Genomic DNA, 20,607 nt, shown 5'->3' on the forward strand with positions numbered 1-20,607 from the left:
GGGGTTTGTGTTTTCAGGGTTTATGCAACACCGTATTCCTCGCGCCATGCGGCCTCGATAATCGCCAGGAACTGCGGTTTGTACCAAGGCTCCCAGCCCGGCCTCTGCTTGAGTTCAACCCCAAACCCCGGCAGCGCAGGCAAATGCGCGAGCGCTTCGACGTTTTTCAAGCCCGGCACCTGGGCAAACCAGGGTAAAAGCGTCACACCGACTCCCGCCTGGACCGCTGAACGCAGCGACATCAAGTCTTCAGACTCATACACGCAGCGCCACCTGATGCCACTCTCCTCCAAACGCCGAATCGCCAGGCTCCTGAACACGCAGGGCGCCTTGAACAGCGCCAGCGAAACTTCCTGCCCTTCCATGGGGGCTGCCGCACACTCGCCACCCAGCCACATCAACGAAAGTGCATGCAAAGGCACGCCAGCGACTTTTGGCAACTCATCAATCATCAGGCCAATATCGATTCGTCCCTCACTGAACGCCTCCGCGAGCAACTGGGAACGCGCGACCTTGACCACAATTCGCACTGAAGGTAATTCAAGCGCCAGAGCAGGAATAACGCGCTGCAGGATTTCCTCGCTGAAATATTCGGGAATACCCAGCGTCACGGACTCTTGAGTGCGACTGGCATCAAACAGGCTCCCCACTTTGTCGTTGACGCTGACCATTTGCTGGGCATAGCCGGTCAAGCGCTCTCCTTCGAGGGTGAGCAACACCTGCCGATTGTCGCGGGCAAAAAGCTCGACACCCAGCAAATCCTCAAGTCGTCGAATTTGCTGGCTGATTGCCGGCTGGGTCAGGCTCAACGCTTGCGCGGCCCGGGTGAAACTGCCCAGTTCTGCGACCTTGAGGAAACTGCGCAGCGACTGAATATCAAGATTGACTCTCATGCCACACCCATGGGAGTGAGTAATTATTCCCTGCCATTAGTGCAAGGCGCCCGCTATACCTGTCAAGACTACCTACTTGGCGCGCACATGATTCATCCAATAAACCCCTGCCCCTGAAACAACAAACCCTACAATCGCCACCCCACTCGGCACCTCACCCAACACCAACGACGCCATGATCTGCGTGACCGCCGGAATCACATGAAACAAGTTCGTCGCCTTACTCGCCTCCCCGCGTCGAATCATCAAATACAGCAGCGTCAGCGCACCCACGGAGTTCATCAGCGTGATCCAGGCCACCGACGCTGCGAATGGAACCCACTCGGTGACCTGCATGGTTTCAGTGGTGTATGCCAGCAGCAACATGACCAACGACGCGGTGACCATCTGAATGAAACACCCCACCCATAGATTCACCCCGCCAAGAAAGCGCTTCTGGTAGAGCGTGCCAAGCGTGATACCCAATAGCGCCAAGCCCACCGCGCCGTAACCACCCACTGACGCCTCGGAGCCAAAAAAGCTGCTGGCCACGACGATGGCCACGCCGCCAACACCCAGGATCGAACCCGGCAGGTCGCGCCAGCTCAATTGTTCACCCAGGCAGAAATAGGCACCGATCACCACGAACACCGGCATCAGCCCGACGATCAATGCCGCCTGCCCTGCGGGAACGCCGTGGCTGATGCCGGTGTAAAGGCCGCCGAACTGCAGGGCCTGCAACAGCAGTCCTACTGTCGCAGCATGGAGGTAGGGGGCAAGTCGTTTAGGCCATTGCGCCTTGATGGCGAGTGCAACGCCCAGGAACACCAGGGCAGCCAGGGCAAACCGATAGAACGTCATGGTGAAGGGCTCGCCATAACGCACACCGTACGCACCGCCGATGTAGCCGGAACTCCACAGCAGGATGAAGACAATGGGCAGTGGCGATGTAAGGCGTACTTCGTAGCTTTTATCGGCAATAGGGTTCATGACACTCTCCAAACTGAGGGTTCTGGAGAGATAAGCTGCGCCAGGCGCTGAAATCGGTAAAATCATAAAATGTCAGGCGCATCATGCAGATTGCTTATGCATCATCCTTGTGGGAGGGGGATTGCCCCCTCCCACACTGCTGTAATCCTGCTCCAAGACTGCGCTGCATTCAGAATCGAGAGGCATCCCATGACCTGGCAACCCCACATCACCGTCGCCACCATCGTCGAAGACAACGGCAAGTTCCTGATGGTCGAAGAACTCAAGGGCGGCCGCGCCGTGCTCAACCAGCCTGCCGGCCACCTCGACCCAGACGAGACCCTGACCGAGGCCGCCGTGCGCGAAACCCTCGAGGAAACCGGCTGGGACGTGGAAGCCACCGGCATCGTCGGCATCTACCTGTACACCGCACCCAGCAACGGGGTTACCTATCAACGCGTCTGCTTTATTGCCAAGGCACTGAAACACCACCCGGACTATCAACTGGACGAAGGCATCCTGCGCGCCCGCTGGCTGAGCCGTGACGAGCTGATGGCCGTGCGCGACGACTGGCGTAGCGAGCTGATCATCCGCTGTATCGATGATTATCTGGCCGGCCAGCGTCACAGCCTGGAATTGATCCGCCCTTCTCTTTAGCCTTGCGGGCCCAGGCCTGTTAGAATCGCGTCCTTTTTCAAGACACCCGTTGAAACCCTATGCGTGATCCAGCCCCTTCTGACACACAAAAGAAGCGCGTCATCGTCGGCATGTCCGGCGGCGTGGATTCTTCCGTTTCCGCCGTTCTGCTCATGGAGCAGGGTTATGAGGTGGAAGGCCTGTTCATGAAGAACTGGGAAGAAGACGATGGAACGGAATATTGCACCGCCATGGACGACCTCGCGGACGCCCAGGCCGTGTGCGACAAAATTGGCATCAAGCTGCACACCGCCAACTTTGCCGCCGAGTACTGGGACAACGTGTTCGAGCACTTCCTGGCCGAATACAAGGCTGGTCGCACGCCGAACCCGGACATCCTGTGCAACCGCGAAATCAAGTTCAAGGCGTTCCTCGACTACGCCATGATCCTTGGCGCCGACCTGATTGCCACTGGCCACTACGTGCGTCGCCGCGACATCGATGGCCGTACCGAACTGCTCAAGGGCCTGGACCCGAACAAGGACCAGAGCTACTTCCTGCACGCCGTCGGCGGTGAACAGATCGCCAAGACCCTGTTCCCGGTGGGCGAGCTGGAAAAGCCCGAAGTCCGCAGGATCGCCGAGCAACACGGCCTGGCGACCGCCAAGAAGAAGGATTCCACCGGGATCTGCTTTATCGGCGAGCGCCGTTTCAGCGACTTCCTCAAGCAGTACCTGCCGGCGCAACCGGGCGAGATCAAGACCACCGACGGCGAAGTGATCGGCCGTCACCATGGCTTGATGTACCACACCATCGGCCAGCGCCAGGGCCTGGGCATCGGCGGCTTGAAGGATGCCGGCGAAGAGCCGTGGTACGTGCTGGTCAAGGACCTGGAGCACAACGTGCTGATCGTCGGCCAGGGCAATGAACACCCGCTGCTGTTCTCGGGCGCGCTGCTGGCCTCGGAGATCTATTGGGTCAACCCGATCGACCTGAGCACCCCGCGCCGCCTGACGGCCAAGGTGCGCTATCGCCAGGGCGACCAGCCCTGCACCCTGGAAAAAACCGCGACGGGCTACCGCGCCACCTTTGATGACCCGCAACGTGCGGTCACTCCTGGCCAGTCCGTGGTGTTCTATGACGGCGAAATCTGCCTGGGCGGCGGCGTGATTGAAGTCGCCGAAGCCTGGAGCAACCCGGCATGAGCCCGACCCAGGAGCAATTGACGGCACTCGGCGGGGTATTTCTCTCCGCCGTGCTCGTGGACAAGATCGCCAAGACCGGCCAGGTCACCGAAGCCGGCCTGACCTGCATGCTCGGCAGCCTGCTGATCCGCGACCCCAAGGACACCCTGGAAGTCTACGGCGGCGACGACCTCGCACTGCGTGAAGGTTATCGCGCACTGATCGGCGCCCTGGAGCGCGACCCCAGCACCTTGCAGCGCGAGCCGCTGCGCTACGCCCTGTCGATGCTCGGCCTCGAGCGCCAGTTGGCCAAGCGCGAAGACATGCTGGAAACCATCGGCAAACGCCTGCCACAGATCCAGTCCCAGGTAGAACACTTCGGCCCGGCCCACGAAAACGTGATCGCCGCCTGCGGTGCGCTGTACCAGGACACCTTGAGCACCTTGCGCCAACGCATCCAGGTGCACGGCGACATGCGCAACCTGCAGCAACCGAACAACGCCTCGAAAATCCGCGCACTGCTGCTGGCCGGTATTCGGTCGGCGCGGTTGTGGCGGCAATTGGGCGGTCATCGTTGGCAGCTGGTGATCAGCCGACGCAAATTGCTCAAAGAGCTTTACCCGTTGATGCGCAACGAATAAGTCGCACCGACAGGCTATTTTCAAGCCGTTACGCGTAATACGCCGGTCAGTTGGCAACGGACCGGCGAATTTTTTCATGTATGATACGCGCCCCATTTCGTTGCCCGACTGTCCGAGAACACCCCATGCAGCTCTCTTCGCTCACTGCGGTTTCCCCTGTTGACGGCCGCTACGCCGGCAAAACCCAGGCCCTGCGCCCTATTTTCAGCGAATACGGCCTGATCCGTGCTCGTGTACTGGTTGAAGTGCGCTGGCTCCAGCGCCTGGCCGCTCACCCCGCCATCAGCGAAGTACCGGCGTTCTCCGCCGAAGCCAACGCTGTACTCGATGCCCTGGCGGACAACTTCTCCCTGGAGCACGCCGAGCGCGTGAAAGAGATCGAGCGCACCACCAACCACGACGTCAAGGCCATCGAATACCTGCTCAAGGAGCAGGCGGCCAAGCTGCCGGAACTGGCCAAGGTCAGCGAATTCATCCACTTTGCCTGCACCAGCGAGGACATCAACAACCTGTCCCACGCCTTGATGCTGCGCGAAGGCCGTGATGACGTGATGCTGCCGCTGATGCGCCAGACCGCCGAAGCCATCCGCGAGCTGGCCATCCGTTTCGCCGACGTGCCGATGCTGTCGCGAACCCACGGCCAGCCGGCGTCGCCGACTACCCTGGGCAAGGAACTCGCCAACGTGGTGTACCGCCTGGAGCGCCAGATCGCTCAAGTCGCCGCAGTCCCACTGCTGGGCAAGATCAACGGCGCTGTCGGCAACTACAACGCCCACCTGTCGGCCTACCCGGAGATCGACTGGGAAGCCAACGCCCGCGCCTTCATCGAAGACGAGCTGGGCCTGGGCTTCAACCCGTACACCACGCAGATCGAACCGCACGACTACATCGCCGAGTTGTTCGACGCCATTGCGCGCTTCAACACCATCCTGATCGACTTCGATCGCGATATCTGGGGCTACATCTCCCTGGGCTACTTCAAGCAGCGCACCATTGCCGGTGAAATCGGTTCGTCGACCATGCCGCACAAGGTCAACCCGATCGACTTCGAAAACTCCGAAGGCAACCTCGGCATCGCCAACGCCCTGTTCCAGCACCTGGCCAGCAAGTTGCCGATCTCCCGCTGGCAGCGCGACCTGACCGACTCCACCGTACTGCGCAACCTCGGGGTGGGCTTTGCCCACAGCGTGATCGCGTACGAAGCCAGCCTCAAAGGCATCAGCAAACTGGAGCTCAACGCGCAGAAAATCGCCGCTGACCTGGACGCGTGCTGGGAAGTGCTGGCCGAGCCGATCCAGACCGTGATGCGCCGCTACAACATCGAAAACCCTTACGAGAAGCTGAAAGAGTTGACCCGTGGCAAGGGCATCAGCCCTGAAGCACTGCAAACTTTCATCGATGGCCTGGACATGCCAGCCGCGGCCAAGGCCGAGCTGAAACTGCTCACCCCGGCCAACTACATCGGCAACGCTGTAGAGCAAGCCAAGCGCATCTGATTAGCGCAAGCCCCCTTGAGACGCCCGGCCGCGCCGGGCGTTTTTATTTCAGTCTGAAAAGTGCTTTTTTTCAATAGGTTACACATGAATCCTGATATCCCTCTTCAACTTCTGGGCGGCATCACGGCACGGGAATTCCTGCGCGACTACTGGCAGAAAAAACCACTGCTGATCCGCCAGGCGATCCCTGACTTCGAAAGCCCGATCGACGCCGACGAACTCGCCGGCCTGGCCCTGGAAGAAGAAGTCGAATCGCGCCTGGTGATCGAACACGGCGAACGCCCGTGGGAACTGCGCCGCGGCCCGTTCGCCGAAGACGCCTTCAGCACCCTGCCTGAGCGTGAGTGGACCCTGCTGGTACAGGCGGTCGACCAGTTCGTGCCGGAAGTGGCCGAGTTGCTGGAGCAGTTCCGCTTCCTGCCAAGCTGGCGCATCGACGATGTGATGATCAGCTTTGCCGCACCCGGCGGCAGCGTAGGCCCGCACTTCGACAACTACGACGTGTTCCTGCTGCAGGCCCAGGGCAAGCGCAACTGGAAGATCGGCCAGATGTGCAGCTCCGAAAGCCCGCTGCTGCAACACGCCGACCTGCGCATCCTCGCCGAATTCGAAGAAAGCGCCGAATGGGTGCTGGAACCGGGCGACATGCTCTACCTGCCGCCACGCCTGGCGCATTTCGGCATCGCCGAAGATGACTGCATGACGTACTCAGTGGGCTTTCGCGCCCCAAGCGCCGCCGAAGTGCTGACCCACTTCACCGACTTCCTCGCCCAGTACCTGACCGACGAAGAGCGCTACACCGACGCCGACGCGCAGCCGGTCAGCGACCCGCACCAGATCCAGAGCGACGCCCTCGACCGCCTCAAGAGCCTGCTGGCCGAGCACATGAGCGACGAGCGCATGCTGCTGACCTGGTTCGGCCAATTCATGACCGAGCCGCGCTACCCGGAACTGGTGGCGGGCGAAGAACTGGGCGAAGACGACTTCATCAACAGCCTGCAGGACGGTGCGATCCTGGTGCGCAACCCAAGCGCGCGCATGGCCTGGTCGGAAGTCGACGATGACGTCCTGCTGTTCGCCAGCGGCCAGAGCCGTTACCTGCCGGGCAAACTGCGCGAACTGCTGAAACTGGTCTGCGCCGCCGATGCCCTGCACGCCGAAAACCTCGGCGAATGGCTGTTGGACGAAGACGCCCGCGACCTGCTGTGCGAACTGGTCAAGCAAGGAAGCCTGGGGTTTGCCGATGAATAGGATTCACGTAGGTGTCGCGGACTGGCATAAGGATATCGCCGAGATTCGGCGCATTCGTGAAGCGGTATTTATCGCTGAACAGTCCGTCCCACCTGAACTTGAGTGGGATGCGGACGACGCAGACGCAGTGCATTTCCTTGCATTCGAAGGCGACTTTCCGATTGGTACCGCGCGCCTGCTGCCCAGCGGCGAGATCGGCCGGGTGTCGGTGCTCAAGGACTGGCGCGGGCTGAAGGTCGGCGACAAGCTGATGGAAGCGGTGATTGGCGTGGCCGAGCAACGTGGCCAGACCAAGCAGTTCCTGAGCGCGCAGGTGTATGCGGCGCCGTTCTATGAGCGACTGGGCTTCAAGATCGTCAGCGAGGAATTCCTGGAAGTCGGGATTCCCCATGTCGATATGGTGCGCGGGGCCTGATCCCTGCTGTAAGGGCTTGCCTGTGGTGAGCCAGCTTGCCTGTGGTCCTGTGGTGAGCGGGCTTGCCCCGCGCTGGGCTGCGCAGCAGCCCCAAACCAAACGCCGCATTCTTTCCGTAAGAACGCGGCGTTTTTTATAGGGGCTGCTACGCAGCCCAGCGCGGGGCAAGCCCGCTCACCACAGGCAAGTCCGCTTACTACACTCCAGGCCGACAAACTGGCACTATCAAGCCCAAATGACTCGCAGAGATCACGGACATGTCCCTACGCACCCTGCTCACCGCCCTCCTCCTCACCGCCAGTTGCTCGGCAATGGCCGACACCGAAGTCGTCAACCTGAGCAACCGCACCAGCACCGACCTGCTCCCGGTTGCGCAGAACTTCATCGGCAAGGACGGCACCGTCAGCGCCTACGGCAACCAGCTTATCGTTAACGCTGCCCCCGGCAAGATCCAGGACCTGCGCACGCTGCTCGCCCAGCTGGATACACCAGCCAAGCGCCTGCTGATCACCGTCGATACCAATGAAAACAACCAGCAGAACAGCGGCGACAGCCAGACCCGCATCATCAGCTACGGCACCGCCAGCCGCGACGGCGGCATCCAGCAGATTCAGGCCAGCGAAGGCGTGCCCGCGCTGATCCAGGTCGGCCAGAGCGTGCCAATGACCACCACTCAGCCTGACGCCTACGGTCGCCCGCAGAACCAGACCCAGTACCGCAACGTCACCCAGGGCTTCTATGTCACCGCCAGCGTCACCGGCGAGACCGTGCATCTGGCGATCAGTACCAACCGTGACCGCATGAGCCAGGAACGTCCCGATGTAGTGAATGTGCAAAGCACCGACACAACCGTCAGCGGGCGCCTTGGCGAATGGATCCCCCTGGCCGGCATCAACCGCGAGACCCAGGCCGACAAATCCTCCACAACCCGCAGCTACTCTACCCAGGGCCGCGATGACCTGACGTTGCGGGTTAAGGTCGACACCCTGAACTGAAGCACCAAAAACTGACTGATGAGTCGTATTAGACTAAAGATGTAGTGCCTGAAAAAAAGCACTACAAAACATTTGACGATCCAAAAAAGCATGGGCATGATGGCCTCGCTCCCGCTAATCAGGGGCCCTGGCAAGGGCCTTCGGATCGACGCTCCAAGCTACCCACCCGAGCCGATTCGTGTCTGTACCGCCCACAAGGTGTGTTTGACGAGGTTGCGACTGGAACGAAGTTGTCCCGAGGGACGGAAGCTAACCAGGTAACCCGGCTACACACTGATGGATCGTACAAAGGCCCACGATGCCCGAAGACCGTTCGCAGTTCGCCCTTACCTGCTCAACTCCCCCCTTGAGCCATCGTTCATCCCGTCGCCTGCCCCGCCGAACTTGACTTGAACACCTGAGCTTCTGGTCAGCGAGCAGCCATAACCACGCATTCACTACGTGGCTGGCAAATGGAATTTTCCACCTAGACCTATGCGACGAGGTTTTCCCCCATGGCACTGACACGCGAACAGCAAATTGCAGCCCTCGAGAAAGACTGGGCTGAAAACCCACGCTGGAAAGGCGTAACCCGCGCTTATTCCGCTGCTGACGTCGTCCGCCTGCGTGGCTCGGTTCAACCTGAGCACACCTTTGCAAAACTCGGCGCCGAGAAGCTGTGGAAGCTGGTCACCCAAGGTGCCAAGCCGTCCTTCCGCCCCGAGAAAGATTTCGTCAACTGCATGGGCGCCCTCACTGGCGGCCAGGCAGTCCAACAGGTGAAAGCCGGTATCCAGGCGATCTACCTGTCCGGCTGGCAAGTGGCAGCGGACAACAACTCCGCTGAATCCATGTACCCCGACCAATCGCTGTACCCGGTGGACTCCGTGCCGACCGTGGTCAAGCGCATCAACAACTCGTTCCGTCGTGCCGACCAGATCCAGTGGAAAGCCGGTAAAGGCCCGGGCGACGAAGGCTACATCGACTACTTCGCGCCCATCGTGGCCGACGCCGAAGCCGGTTTCGGCGGCGTACTGAACGCCTACGAGCTGATGAAGAGCATGATCGAGGCTGGCGCGGCCGGCGTGCACTTCGAAGACCAACTGGCTTCGGTGAAGAAATGCGGCCACATGGGCGGCAAGGTACTGGTACCGACCCAGGAAGCTGTACAGAAGCTGACTGCTGCCCGTCTGGCGGCTGACGTTGCCGGCACGCCAACCATCATCCTGGCCCGTACCGACGCCAACGCCGCGGACCTGCTGACCTCGGACTGCGACCCGTACGACCAGCCGTTCGTAACCGGCGAACGCACCCAGGAAGGTTTCTACAAAGTGCGCGCCGGTCTCGACCAGGCCATCGCCCGCGGCCTGGCCTACGCGCCGTACGCCGACCTGATCTGGTGCGAAACCGCCAAGCCGGACCTGGACGAAGCGCGTCGCTTTGCCGAAGCAATCAAGAAGGAATACCCGGACCAGCTGCTGTCCTACAACTGCTCGCCTTCCTTCAACTGGAAAAAGAACCTGGACGACGCGACCATCGCCAAGTTCCAGCGCGAACTGTCCGCCATGGGCTACAAGCATCAGTTCATCACCCTGGCCGGCATTCACAACATGTGGCACAGCATGTTCAACCTGGCGCACGACTACGCCCGCAACGACATGACTGCCTACGTGAAGCTGCAGGAGCAGGAATTCGCTGACGCCGCCAAGGGCTACACCTTCGTGGCCCACCAGCAGGAAGTCGGCACCGGCTACTTCGACGACATGACCACCGTGATCCAGGGCGGCACCTCGTCCGTGACCGCGCTGACCGGTTCGACCGAAGAAGAGCAGTTCCACTGATCGATGTGAGTACACGGCCACGGCGGACCCGTTAAAGAGCTAACCGCAGTGCCGCACGACAATCACGCCCCGACTGGTTCGGGGCGTTTTTTTGCCGGTACACATCACGCTGGTTCACCAAAGCCAAATGTGGGAGGAGGCAACTCCCTCCCACATGAGGAACGCTTGCAGCCTGAAGATTTTGTGCAAAACCTTGATCCAGAGCGGTATTTGCCGCAGATAAATCGGTTAAAAGATCCGCTCCAACAACTCGCGCTAATCAGGCAAGTAACGGCAACTTACTCCGCTGTATGAGAAACAATCGCTTAAACCCCACGCAAACAATATTCATTATCATTTAGAACATAAAAACTTCGTTACAGGTTAAACAAAACACATTTGATCAAATGCCCGCTAATGCCCGCCCCGCAAGGGCTACAGCCCCAAGAAGGTGCACTATGTGCTTATTCCATCGAATAATTTCGCCCTAGGAATTTTACTTGCCCGGTGTTTAGCCATAAAATCACCGCGATTGATTGCAGTGCGACATATCGTCACTGCATCGTTACTTTTTCGAGCTCAGAGACCTTTGCTCTCTGTTAAGGATTTCCAGCATGACCGAAGCGACAGGACTCATGGCCCACAACTGGGGCTTTGCCATTTTCCTCCTCGGTGTTGTCGGCCTTTGCGCCTTCATGCTCGGTGTGTCCAGCCTCCTCGGGTCAAAAGCCTGGGGCCGCAGCAAGAATGAACCGTTCGAATCCGGCATGCTGCCTACAGGTGGCGCCCGCTTGCGGCTCTCAGCCAAATTCTATCTGGTCGCGATGCTCTTCGTGATCTTCGACATCGAAGCCCTCTTTCTCTTTGCCTGGTCTGTGTCCGTCCGCGAAAGCGGCTGGACCGGATTCGTCGAAGCCCTCGTTTTCATAGCAATTCTGTTGGCAGGCCTTGTCTACCTATTTCGAGTGGGCGCCCTTGACTGGGCTCCGGAAGCTCGTCGTAAGCGGCAAGCGAAGCTGAAACAATGAGGCTTTGGCGATGCAATACAATCTCACCAGGATCGACCCGGATGCTCCTAACGAGCAGTACCCCATCGGCGAACGGGAAACCGTTTCCGATCCGTTAGAAGACCAAGTCCACAAGAACATCTACATGGGCAAACTCGAAGACGTGCTGAGTGGCGCGGTCAACTGGGGACGTAAGAACTCCCTGTGGCCGTACAACTTCGGTCTTTCGTGCTGCTACGTGGAAATGACCACCGCCTTCACGGCGCCCCACGACATCGCGCGCTTTGGCGCCGAAGTTATCCGGGCATCACCGCGCCAGGCGGATTTCATGGTTATCGCCGGTACCTGCTTTATCAAGATGGCGCCGATCATTCAGCGTCTCTACGAGCAAATGCTCGAGCCAAAGTGGGTTATCTCCATGGGTTCGTGCGCCAACTCCGGTGGCATGTACGACATCTACTCCGTGGTTCAGGGGGTGGACAAGTTCCTGCCCGTGGACGTCTACGTGCCTGGCTGCCCGCCCCGCCCCGAAGCATTCCTGCAAGGCTTGATGCTGTTGCAGGAATCGATTGGCAAGGAGCGTCGCCCGCTTTCCTGGGTCGTCGGCGATCAAGGCGTGTACCGCGCCGAGATGCCGTCGCAAAAGGAACAGCGCCGCGAACAGCGAATCGCAGTCACCAACCTGCGCAGCCCAGACGAAGTCTGATCCAGCACCGCTTCTTTTATAGAACGAAAACCTGGCTTCATTCTTTACGTTGACCGAAAGCGATAAAAAACCATGACTACAGGCAGTGCTCTACGCATCCCGCCTTATAAGGCAGACGACCAGGATGTGGTCGTCGAACTCAATAACCGTTTTGGCCCTGACGCCTTCACCGCCCAGGCCACACGCACCGGCATGCCGGTGCTGTGGGTGGCGCGCGCCAGGCTCGTCGAAGTCCTGACCTTCCTGCGCAACCTGCCCAAGCCGTACGTCATGCTCTATGACCTGCATGGCGTGGACGAACGCCTGCGCACCAAGCGCCAGGGCCTGCCGAGCGGCGCCGATTTCACCGTGTTCTATCACCTGCTGTCGCTGGAACGTAACAGCGACGTGATGATCAAGGTCGCACTGTCCGAGAGCGACCTGAGCGTGCCGACCGTGACCGGTATCTGGCCGAACGCCAGCTGGTACGAGCGCGAAGTCTGGGACATGTTCGGTATCGACTTCCCGGGCCACCCGCACCTGACGCGCATCATGATGCCGCCAACGTGGGAAGGTCACCCGCTGCGCAAGGACTTCCCTGCCCGCGCCACCGAATTCGACCCGTTCAGCCTCAACCTCGCCAAGCAGCAGCTTGAAGAAGAGGCCGCGCGCTTCCGTCCGGAAGACTGGGGCATGAAGCGCTCCGGCACCAACGAGGACTACATGTTCCTCAACCTGGGCCCGAACCACCCTTCGGCCCACGGTGCCTTCCGCATCATCCTGCAACTGGACGGCGAAGAAATCGTCGACTGCGTGCCGGACATCGGCTACCACCACCGTGGTGCCGAGAAGATGGCCGAGCGTCAGTCGTGGCACAGCTTCATCCCGTACACCGACCGTATCGACTACCTCGGCGGCGTGATGAACAACCTGCCGTACGTGCTCTCGGTCGAGAAGCTGGCCGGCATCAAGGTCCCGGACCGCGTCGACACCATCCGCATCATGATGGCCGAGTTCTTCCGGATCACCAGCCACCTGCTGTTCCTGGGTACCTATATCCAGGACGTCGGCGCCATGACCCCGGTGTTCTTCACCTTCACCGACCGTCAGCGCGCCTACAAGGTCATCGAAGCCATCACCGGTTTCCGCCTGCACCCGGCCTGGTACCGTATCGGCGGCGTCGCCCACGACCTGCCGAATGGCTGGGAACGCCTGGTCAAGGAATTCATCGACTGGATGCCCAAGCGCCTGGACGAGTACCAGAAGGCTGCGTTGGATAACAGCATCCTCAAGGGCCGTACCATCGGCGTCGCCCAGTACAACACCAAAGAGGCCCTGGAATGGGGCGTCACCGGTGCCGGCCTGCGTTCCACCGGTTGCGATTTCGACCTGCGCAAGGCGCGTCCGTACTCGGGCTACGAAAACTTCGAGTTCGAAGTACCGCTGGCCGCCAATGGCGATGCCTACGACCGTTGCATCGTGCGTGTCGAAGAAATGCGCCAGAGCCTGAAGATCATCGAGCAGTGCATGCGCAACATGCCGGCCGGCCCGTACAAGGCGGATCACCCGCTGACCACGCCGCCGCCGAAAGAGCGCACGCTGCAGCACATCGAAACCCTGATCACGCACTTCCTGCAGGTTTCGTGGGGCCCGGTAATGCCGGCCAACGAATCCTTCCAGATGATCGAAGCGACCAAGGGTATCAACAGTTATTACCTGACGAGCGATGGCGGCACCATGAGCTACCGCACCCGGATTCGTACCCCAAGCTTCGCCCACTTGCAGCAGATCCCTTCGGTGATCAAAGGCGAGATGGTCGCGGACTTGATTGCGTACCTGGGTAGTATCGATTTCGTTATGGCCGACGTGGACCGCTAAGCATGAACAGCACGCTTATCCAGACAGACCGTTTCACCTTGAGTGAAACCGAGCGCTCGGCCATCGAGCACGAGCTGCATCACTACGAAGACCCGCGCGCGGCGTCGATCGAGGCCTTGAAGATCGTCCAGAAGGAACGTGGCTGGGTGCCGGACGGCGCCCTCTACGCCATCGGCGAGATCCTCGGCATCCCCGCCAGCGACGTTGAAGGCGTGGCGACGTTCTACAGCCAGATCTTCCGCCAGCCGGTCGGCCGCCACATCATTCGTGTGTGCGACAGCATGGTCTGCTACATCGGTGGCCACGAATCAGTGGTCAGCGAGATCCAGGCCAAGCTGGGCATCGGCCTCGGCCAGACCACTGCGGACGGCCGCTTCACGCTGCTGCCGGTGTGCTGCCTGGGCAACTGCGACAAGGCGCCGGCGTTGATGATTGACGACGACACATTCGGTGACGTGCAGCCTGCTGGCGTGACCCAATTGCTCGAGGGCTACCCATGACCCTGACTTCCTTCGGCCCGGCCAACCTGATCAAGCGTTCGGCCGAAACCCACCCGCTGACCTGGCGCCTGCGTGACGACGGCGAGCCGGTATGGCTCGACGAGTACCAGGCCAAGAACGGCTACGCCGCTGCGCGCAAGGCCTTCGCCGACATGGCCCAGGACGACATCGTCCAGACCGTGAAGGACGCCGGCCTCAAGGGTCGCGGCGGTGCAGGCTTCCCCACCGGTGTTAAGTGGGGCCTGATGCCCAAAGACGAATCCATCAACATCCGCTACCTGCTGTGCAACGCGGATGAAATGGAACCCAACACCTGGAAAGACCGCATGCTGATGGAGCAACTGCCCCATCTGCTGATCGAAGGCATGCTGATCAGCGCCCGCGCGCTGAAAACCTACCGTGGCTACATCTTCCTGCGCGGCGAATACACCACCGCCGCCAAGCACCTCAACCGTGCCGTGGCAGAAGCCAAGGCCGCAGGCCTGCTGGGCAAGAACATCCTCGGTTCGGGTTTTGACTTCGAACTGTTCGTGCACACCGGCGCCGGGCGTTACATCTGCGGTGAAGAAACCGCACTGATCAACTCCCTCGAAGGCCGCCGCGCCAACCCGCGCTCCAAGCCGCCCTTCCCTGCCGCCGTGGGCGTGTGGGGCAAGCCGACCTGCGTGAACAACGTCGAGACCCTGTGCAACGTGCCGGCGATCATCGCCGACGGCGTGGACTGGTACAAATCGTTGGCCCGTGAAGGCAGTGAAGACATGGGCACCAAGCTCATGGGCTTCTCCGGCAAGGTCAAGAACCCTGGCCTGTGGGAACTGCCGTTCGGCGTGACCGCACGCGAGCTGTTCGAGGACTACGCCGGCGGCATGCGCGACGGCTACACCCTCAAGGCCTGGCAGCCAGGCGGCGCCGGCACCGGCTTCCTGTTGCCCGAGCACCTCGACGCACAGATGTATGCCGGCGGCATCGGCAAGGTGGGCACCCGGATGGGTACCGGCCTGGCGATGGCGGTGGACAACACCGTGAACATGGTCTCGCTGCTGCGCAACATGGAGCAGTTCTTTGCCCGCGAATCCTGCGGCTTCTGCACCCCCTGCCGCGACGGTTTGCCGTGGAGCGTCAAGCTGCTGATGGCCCTGGAAAATGGCGAAGGCCGCGAGGGTGATATCGAAACCCTGCTGGGCCTGGTCGGTTTCCTCGGCCCAGGCAAGACCTTCTGTGCTCACGCACCGGGCGCCGTGGAGCCATTGGGCAGCGCAATCAAATACTTCCGCTCGGAGTTCGAAGCCGGCATCGCGCCCACCAGCGCCGCCGTCCCGCCTCTGGCAAGGCCGATCGTAGTCGGCGCGTAACGCTTAAACAGGCAAAGGGTCCGTGCCCTTCGCCTGCTCATGTGCTGACGCCGTGAAGGCTGTGTAGATGCACATGAATAACAAGATTCCATTAGCCACGCCCGCTGACAACGGGCCAACGAAGAACTTTGAACCATGGCCACTATCCACGTAGACGGCAAAGCGCTCGAAGTCGATGGGGCGGACAACCTGTTACAGGCGTGTCTGTCACTCGGCCTCGATATCCCGTATTTCTGCTGGCACCCCGCGCTTGGTAGCGTCGGTGCCTGTCGCCAGTGTGCGGTCAAGCAGTACACCGACGAAAACGACACCCGTGGTCGTATCGTCATGTCCTGCATGACCCCAGCCACCGACAACACCTGGATCTCCATCGACGATGAAGAATCCAAGGCGTTCCGCGCCAGCGTTGTCGAATGGCTGATGACCAACCACCCCCACGACTGCCCGGTCTGTGAGGAAGGCGGTCACTGCCACCTGCAAGACATGACGGTGATGACCGGCCACAACGAGCGCCGTTATCGCTTCACCAAGCGTACCCACCAGAACCAGCAACTGGGCCCGTTCATTTCCCACGAGATGAACCGCTGCATCGCCTGCTACCGCTGCGTACGCTTCTATAAAGACTACGCCGGCGGCACCGACCTCGGCGTATTCGGCGCCCACGACAACGTGTACTTCGGTCGCGTTGAAGACGGCGTGCTCGAAAGCGAGTTCTCCGGCAACCTCACCGAGGTCTGCCCGACCGGTGTGTTCACCGACAAGACCCACTCCGAGCGCTACAACCGCAAGTGGGACATGCAGTTCTCGCCGAGCATCTGCCACGGCTGCTCGAGCGGTTGCAACATCTCCCCGGGCGAACGCTACGGCGAACTGCGTCGCATCGAAAACCGCTTCAACGGTTCGGTAAACCAGTACTTCCTGTGCGACCGTGGTCGTTTCGGCTATGGCTACGTCAACCGCGAAGACCGTCCACGCCAGCCACTGCTGGCCGATGGCGCCAAGCTGAGCCTGGACGCGGCGCTGGACAAAGCCGCCGACCTGCTGCGCGGCCGTAACATCGTCGGTATCGGCTCGCCCCGCGCCAGCCTCGAAAGCAACTACGCGTTGCGCGAGCTGGTGGGTGCCGAGCACTTCTACTCCGGTATCGAAGCCGGTGAGCTGGAGCGCATCCGCCTGGTCCTGCAGGTGCTGAACGACAGCCCGCTGCCGGTGCCGAACATGCGTGACATCGAAGACCACGATGCCATCTTCGTGCTCGGTGAAGACCTGACCCAGACCGCCGCGCGTATCGCGCTGTCCCTGCGTCAATCGGTCAAAGGCAAGGCCGAAGACATGGCCGACGCCATGCGCGTCCAGCCTTGGCTCGACGCTGCGGTGAAAAACATCGGCCAGCACGCGCTGAACCCGCTGTTTATCGCCAGCCTGGCGGAAACCAAGCTCGACGACATCGCCGAAGAATGCGTCCACGCTGCACCGGACGACCTGGCCCGCATCGGTTTCGCCGTGGCCCACGCCCTCGACGCCAGCGCGCCGGCAGTCGAAGGCCTGGACACTGAAGCCGCCGAACTGGCCCAACGCATTGCCGATGCCTTGCTGGCAGCCAAGCGTCCATTGATCATTGCCGGTACCTCGCTGGGTTCCAAGGCCTTGATCGAAGCCGCCGCCAACATCGCCAAGGCCTTGAAGCTGCGCGACAAGAACGGCTCCATCAGCCTGGTGGTGCCGGAAGCCAACAGCCTCGGCCTGGCCATGCTCGGTGGCGAGTCCCTGGACGCCGCCCTGCAAACCGTGATCGACGGCACTGCCGATGCGATCGTGGTGTTGGAAAACGACCTGTACACCCGCACCGACGCCGTCAAGGTTGACGCTGCGCTGAACGCCGCCAAGGTCCTGATCGTCGCCGACCACCAGAAGACCGCCACCAGCGAGCGCGCCGACCTGGTACTGCCAGCCGCTACCTTCGCCGAAGGCGACGGCACCCTGGTCAGCCAGGAAGGCCGTGCCCAGCGCTTCTTCCAGGTGTTCGATCCGAAGTACATGGACGCCAGCATCCTGGTTCACGAAGGCTGGCGCTGGCTGCATGCCCTGCGCGCGACCCTGCTGAACCAGCCGATCGACTGGACCCAGCTCGACCACGTCACCGCCGCAGCCGCCGCGAGCGCGCCGCAGCTGGCGCGTATCGTCGACGCCGCACCGTCCGCCGCGTTCCGCATCAAGGGCATGAAGCTCGCCCGTGAGCCGCTGCGTTACTCCGGTCGTACCGCCATGCGCGCCGACATCAGCGTGCACGAGCCGCGTACCCCGCAAGACAACGACACCGCGTTCGCCTTCTCCATGGAAGGTTACTCGGGTTCGGTCGAGCCGCGTCAGCAGGTGCCGTTTGCCTGGTCGCCGGGCTGGAACTCGCCACAGGCCTGGAACAAGTTCCAGGACGAAGTCGGTGGTCACCTCCGCGCCGGCGACCCGGGCACCCGCCTGATCGAAACCCAGGGCGACGCGCTGAACTGGTTCGCTGCGGTCCCGCGTCCGTTCAACCCGGCCCAGGGCACCTGGCAGGTCGTGCCGTTCTTCCACCTGTTCGGCAGCGAAGAGACCTCTTCCAAGGCCGCGCCGGTACAAGAGCGCATTCCCGAGGCCTACGTGTCCGTGGCCAAGTCCGAAGCCGACCGCCTGGGCGTCAACGACGGAGCCTTGCTCAGCGTGACCGTGGCCGGCCAGACCCTGCGTCTGCCGCTGCGTATCAACGAAGAGCTGGGTGCCGGCCTGGTTGCCCTGCCTAAAGGCCTTGCCGGCATCCCGCCGGCGATCTTCGGCAAAACCGTTGACGGTCTGCAGGAGGCAGCGCAATGACCTGGTTCACCCCTGAAGTGATCGACGTGATCATCTCGGTCGTCAAGGCCATCGTGATCCTGTTGGCCGTGGTCGTCGCGGGCGCCCTGCTCAGCTTCGTCGAACGTCGCCTGCTGGGCTGGTGGCAGGACCGTTACGGTCCGAACCGCGTTGGCCCGTTCGGTATGTTCCAGATCGCCGCCGACATGCTGAAGATGTTCTTCAAGGAAGACTGGACCCCGCCGTTTGCCGACAAGGTGATTTTCACCCTGGCACCGGTCGTGGCCATGAGCGCCTTGCTGATCGCCTTCGCGATCATCCCGATCACCCCGACCTGGGGCGTGGCGGACCTGAACATCGGCTTGCTGTTCTTCTTCGCCATGGCCGGCCTGTCGGTCTACGCGGTGCTGTTCGCCGGCTGGTCGAGCAACAACAAGTTCGCCCTGCTGGGCAGCCTGCGGGCCTCGGCCCAGACCGTGTCCTACGAAGTGTTCATGGGCCTCGCGCTGATGGGCATCGTGGTGCAGGTCGGCTCGTTCAACATGCGCGACATCGTCGAGTACCAGGCGCAGAACCTGTGGTTCATCATTCCGCAGTTCTTCGGCTTCTGTACCTTCTTCATCGCCGGCGTGGCCGTGACTCACCGTCACCCGTTCGACCAGCCGGAAGCGGAACAGGAACTGGCTGACGGTTACCACATTGAATACGCCGGCATGAAATGGGGCATGTTCTTCGTCGGTGAATACATCGGCATCATCTTGATCTCGGCCCTGCTGGTCACGCTGTTCTTCGGCGGCTGGCACGGTCCGTTCGGCATCCTGCCGCAGCTGGCGTTCTTCTGGTTCTTCCTGAAGACCGCGTTCTTCATCATGCTGTTTATCCTGCTGCGCGCTTCCATTCCGCGTCCACGATATGACCAGGTGATGGATTTCAGCTGGCGTTTCTGCCTGCCGCTGACCCTGATCAATTTGCTGGTGACTGCTGCCGTTGTGTTGTTGAACACGCCAGCGGGCGCGGTTCAGTGAGGATTTGACCCATGTTCAAATATATTGGCGACATCGTTAAGGGTACCGGTACCCAGTTGCGAAGCCTGGTGATGGTGTTCGGTCACGGCTTCCGTAAACGCGACACCCTGCAATACCCGGAAGAAGCGGTGTACCTGCCGCCGCGCTATCGCGGCCGCATCGTGCTGACCCGCGACCCCGATGGCGAAGAGCGTTGCGTGGCCTGCAACCTGTGCGCCGTGGCGTGCCCGGTGGGTTGCATCTCCCTGCAGAAAGCTGAAACCGAAGACGGTCGCTGGTACCCGGACTTCTTCCGCATCAACTTCTCGCGCTGCATTTTCTGCGGCCTCTGCGAGGAAGCTTGCCCGACCACCGCGATCCAGCTCACACCGGATTTCGAGATGGCCGAGTTCAAACGTCAGGACCTGGTGTACGAGAAAGAAGATCTGCTGATCTCTGGTCCCGGTAAAAACCCTGATTACAACTTCTATCGTGTTGCAGGTATGGCCGTTGCCGGTAAGCCGAAAGGCGCCGCACAAAACGAAGCCGAGCCGATCAACGTGAAGAGCTTGCTGCCTTAAGGAAGAAAGATGGAATTCGCTTTCTATTTCGCATCGGGTATCGCGGTTGTGTCCACGCTTCGCGTGATCACCAACACCAACCCCGTGCACGCCCTGCTCTACCTGATCATTTCGCTGATCGCCGTGGCCATGACCTTCTTCAGCCTCGGCGCACCGTTCGCCGGTGTGCTGGAAGTGATCGCCTACGCCGGCGCCATCATGGTGCTGTTCGTGTTTGTGGTGATGATGCTCAACCTCGGGCCGGCCTCGGTCGCCCAGGAACGCGTCTGGCTCAAGCCCGGCATCTGGCTCGGCCCGGTTGTCCTCGCAGCGCTGCTGCTGGGTGAACTGCTGTATGTGCTGTTCGCTCACCAGAGCGGCCAGGCCATCGGCCATACCACCGTGGACGCGAAAGCCGTGGGCATCAGCCTGTTCGGCCCGTACCTGCTGGTGGTCGAACTGGCGTCGATGCTGCTGCTCGCCGCAGCCATCACTGCCTTCCACTTGGGCCGCAACGAAGCCAAGGAGCAATGA

Annotated in this window: 19 protein-coding genes; 17 read left to right on the plus strand and 2 right to left on the minus strand. The window is 61.1% G+C overall.

Annotation, left to right across the window (positions count from 1 at the left end; translation table 11 throughout):
- Nucleotides 1-20: 20 nt before the first annotated feature.
- Together Q8X51_RS04970 and Q8X51_RS04975 are read right to left on the minus strand one after the other, a co-directional pair.
- The gene (locus Q8X51_RS04970) at nucleotides 21-893 is read right to left on the minus strand and encodes a LysR family transcriptional regulator (RefSeq protein ID WP_407694107.1); all 873 of its coding nucleotides are present in this window, start codon (nucleotides 891-893) and stop codon (nucleotides 21-23) included.
- 72 nt (nucleotides 894-965) lie between these two features.
- The gene (locus Q8X51_RS04975) at nucleotides 966-1,862 is read right to left on the minus strand and encodes a DMT family transporter (RefSeq protein ID WP_065927070.1); all 897 of its coding nucleotides are present in this window, start codon (nucleotides 1,860-1,862) and stop codon (nucleotides 966-968) included.
- A gap of 189 nt (nucleotides 1,863-2,051) precedes the next feature.
- Here Q8X51_RS04975 and Q8X51_RS04980 point away from each other — a divergent pair, with 189 nt between their 5' ends.
- The 17 genes from Q8X51_RS04980 to nuoJ all read left to right on the plus strand — a co-directional run bounded on the left by Q8X51_RS04980 (nucleotide 2,052) and on the right by nuoJ (nucleotide 20,607).
- The gene (locus Q8X51_RS04980) at nucleotides 2,052-2,498 is read left to right on the plus strand and encodes an NUDIX hydrolase (protein WP_065927069.1); all 447 of its coding nucleotides are present in this window, start codon (nucleotides 2,052-2,054) and stop codon (nucleotides 2,496-2,498) included.
- A gap of 59 nt (nucleotides 2,499-2,557) precedes the next feature.
- Nucleotides 2,558-3,682 carry a tRNA 2-thiouridine(34) synthase MnmA gene (mnmA, locus tag Q8X51_RS04985; protein ID WP_065927068.1) on the plus strand — a complete coding sequence of 375 codons (1,125 nt, stop codon included), beginning with the start codon at nucleotides 2,558-2,560 and terminating at the stop codon, nucleotides 3,680-3,682.
- Nucleotides 3,679-4,302, plus strand: a complete 624-nt coding sequence (gene hflD / locus Q8X51_RS04990; protein WP_027606331.1) for a high frequency lysogenization protein HflD — start codon at nucleotides 3,679-3,681, stop codon at nucleotides 4,300-4,302. The genes mnmA and hflD overlap by 4 nt, the downstream gene beginning before the upstream one ends.
- Nucleotides 4,303-4,427: 125 nt before the next feature.
- Nucleotides 4,428-5,798 carry an adenylosuccinate lyase gene (gene purB, locus Q8X51_RS04995; RefSeq protein ID WP_065927067.1) on the plus strand — a complete coding sequence of 457 codons (1,371 nt, stop codon included), beginning with the start codon at nucleotides 4,428-4,430 and terminating at the stop codon, nucleotides 5,796-5,798.
- 84 nt (nucleotides 5,799-5,882) lie between these two features.
- On the plus strand, nucleotides 5,883-7,049 hold the full coding sequence (locus Q8X51_RS05000) for a ribosomal protein uL16 3-hydroxylase (protein WP_027606329.1): 1,167 nt from the start codon (nucleotides 5,883-5,885) through the stop codon (nucleotides 7,047-7,049).
- Nucleotides 7,042-7,464, plus strand: a complete 423-nt coding sequence (locus Q8X51_RS05005) for a GNAT family N-acetyltransferase (protein ID WP_065927066.1) — start codon at nucleotides 7,042-7,044, stop codon at nucleotides 7,462-7,464. The genes Q8X51_RS05000 and Q8X51_RS05005 overlap by 8 nt, the downstream gene beginning before the upstream one ends.
- A gap of 257 nt (nucleotides 7,465-7,721) precedes the next feature.
- On the plus strand, nucleotides 7,722-8,459 hold the full coding sequence (locus Q8X51_RS05010) for a secretin N-terminal domain-containing protein (protein ID WP_065927065.1): 738 nt from the start codon (nucleotides 7,722-7,724) through the stop codon (nucleotides 8,457-8,459).
- A 494-nt stretch (nucleotides 8,460-8,953) separates the two neighbouring features.
- Complete coding sequence (aceA, locus tag Q8X51_RS05015; protein WP_003219577.1) at nucleotides 8,954-10,279, plus strand: isocitrate lyase; 1,326 nt, start codon at nucleotides 8,954-8,956, stop codon at nucleotides 10,277-10,279.
- A gap of 593 nt (nucleotides 10,280-10,872) precedes the next feature.
- Nucleotides 10,873-11,286 (plus strand): NADH-quinone oxidoreductase subunit A, encoded by a 414-nt coding sequence (locus tag Q8X51_RS05020; RefSeq protein WP_003219575.1) that lies wholly within the window; start codon nucleotides 10,873-10,875, stop codon nucleotides 11,284-11,286.
- Nucleotides 11,287-11,296: 10 nt separating this feature from the next.
- Entirely contained in the window at nucleotides 11,297-11,971 is a 675-nt protein-coding gene (locus tag Q8X51_RS05025) for a NuoB/complex I 20 kDa subunit family protein (protein WP_003174719.1), read from the plus strand.
- Nucleotides 11,972-12,043: 72 nt separating this feature from the next.
- A complete protein-coding gene (gene nuoC, locus Q8X51_RS05030) occupies nucleotides 12,044-13,828 on the plus strand; it encodes an NADH-quinone oxidoreductase subunit C/D (protein WP_407694108.1) in 1,785 nt (594 codons plus the stop codon).
- A gap of 2 nt (nucleotides 13,829-13,830) precedes the next feature.
- Nucleotides 13,831-14,328, plus strand: coding sequence for an NADH-quinone oxidoreductase subunit NuoE (gene nuoE, locus Q8X51_RS05035; protein WP_003232080.1), 498 nt, complete (start codon nucleotides 13,831-13,833; stop codon nucleotides 14,326-14,328).
- Nucleotides 14,325-15,680 (plus strand): NADH-quinone oxidoreductase subunit NuoF, encoded by a 1,356-nt coding sequence (nuoF, locus tag Q8X51_RS05040; protein WP_027606325.1) that lies wholly within the window; start codon nucleotides 14,325-14,327, stop codon nucleotides 15,678-15,680. Before nuoE ends, nuoF begins: the two co-directional genes overlap by 4 nt.
- 135 nt (nucleotides 15,681-15,815) lie before the next feature.
- Nucleotides 15,816-18,530 (plus strand): NADH-quinone oxidoreductase subunit NuoG, encoded by a 2,715-nt coding sequence (nuoG, locus tag Q8X51_RS05045; protein ID WP_407694109.1) that lies wholly within the window; start codon nucleotides 15,816-15,818, stop codon nucleotides 18,528-18,530.
- Complete coding sequence (gene nuoH / locus Q8X51_RS05050) at nucleotides 18,527-19,534, plus strand: NADH-quinone oxidoreductase subunit NuoH (RefSeq protein ID WP_017137518.1); 1,008 nt, start codon at nucleotides 18,527-18,529, stop codon at nucleotides 19,532-19,534. The genes nuoG and nuoH overlap by 4 nt, the downstream gene beginning before the upstream one ends.
- 11 nt (nucleotides 19,535-19,545) lie before the next feature.
- A complete protein-coding gene (gene nuoI, locus Q8X51_RS05055; RefSeq protein ID WP_003174725.1) occupies nucleotides 19,546-20,094 on the plus strand; it encodes an NADH-quinone oxidoreductase subunit NuoI in 549 nt (182 codons plus the stop codon).
- 9 nt (nucleotides 20,095-20,103) lie between these two features.
- Nucleotides 20,104-20,607, plus strand: a complete 504-nt coding sequence (gene nuoJ, locus Q8X51_RS05060) for an NADH-quinone oxidoreductase subunit J (protein WP_003174726.1) — start codon at nucleotides 20,104-20,106, stop codon at nucleotides 20,605-20,607.

The sequence above is a fragment of the Pseudomonas sp. Yb2C2 genome, assembly GCF_052112325.1.
In the GTDB taxonomy this organism is placed as follows: domain Bacteria; phylum Pseudomonadota; class Gammaproteobacteria; order Pseudomonadales; family Pseudomonadaceae; genus Aquipseudomonas; species Aquipseudomonas marginalis.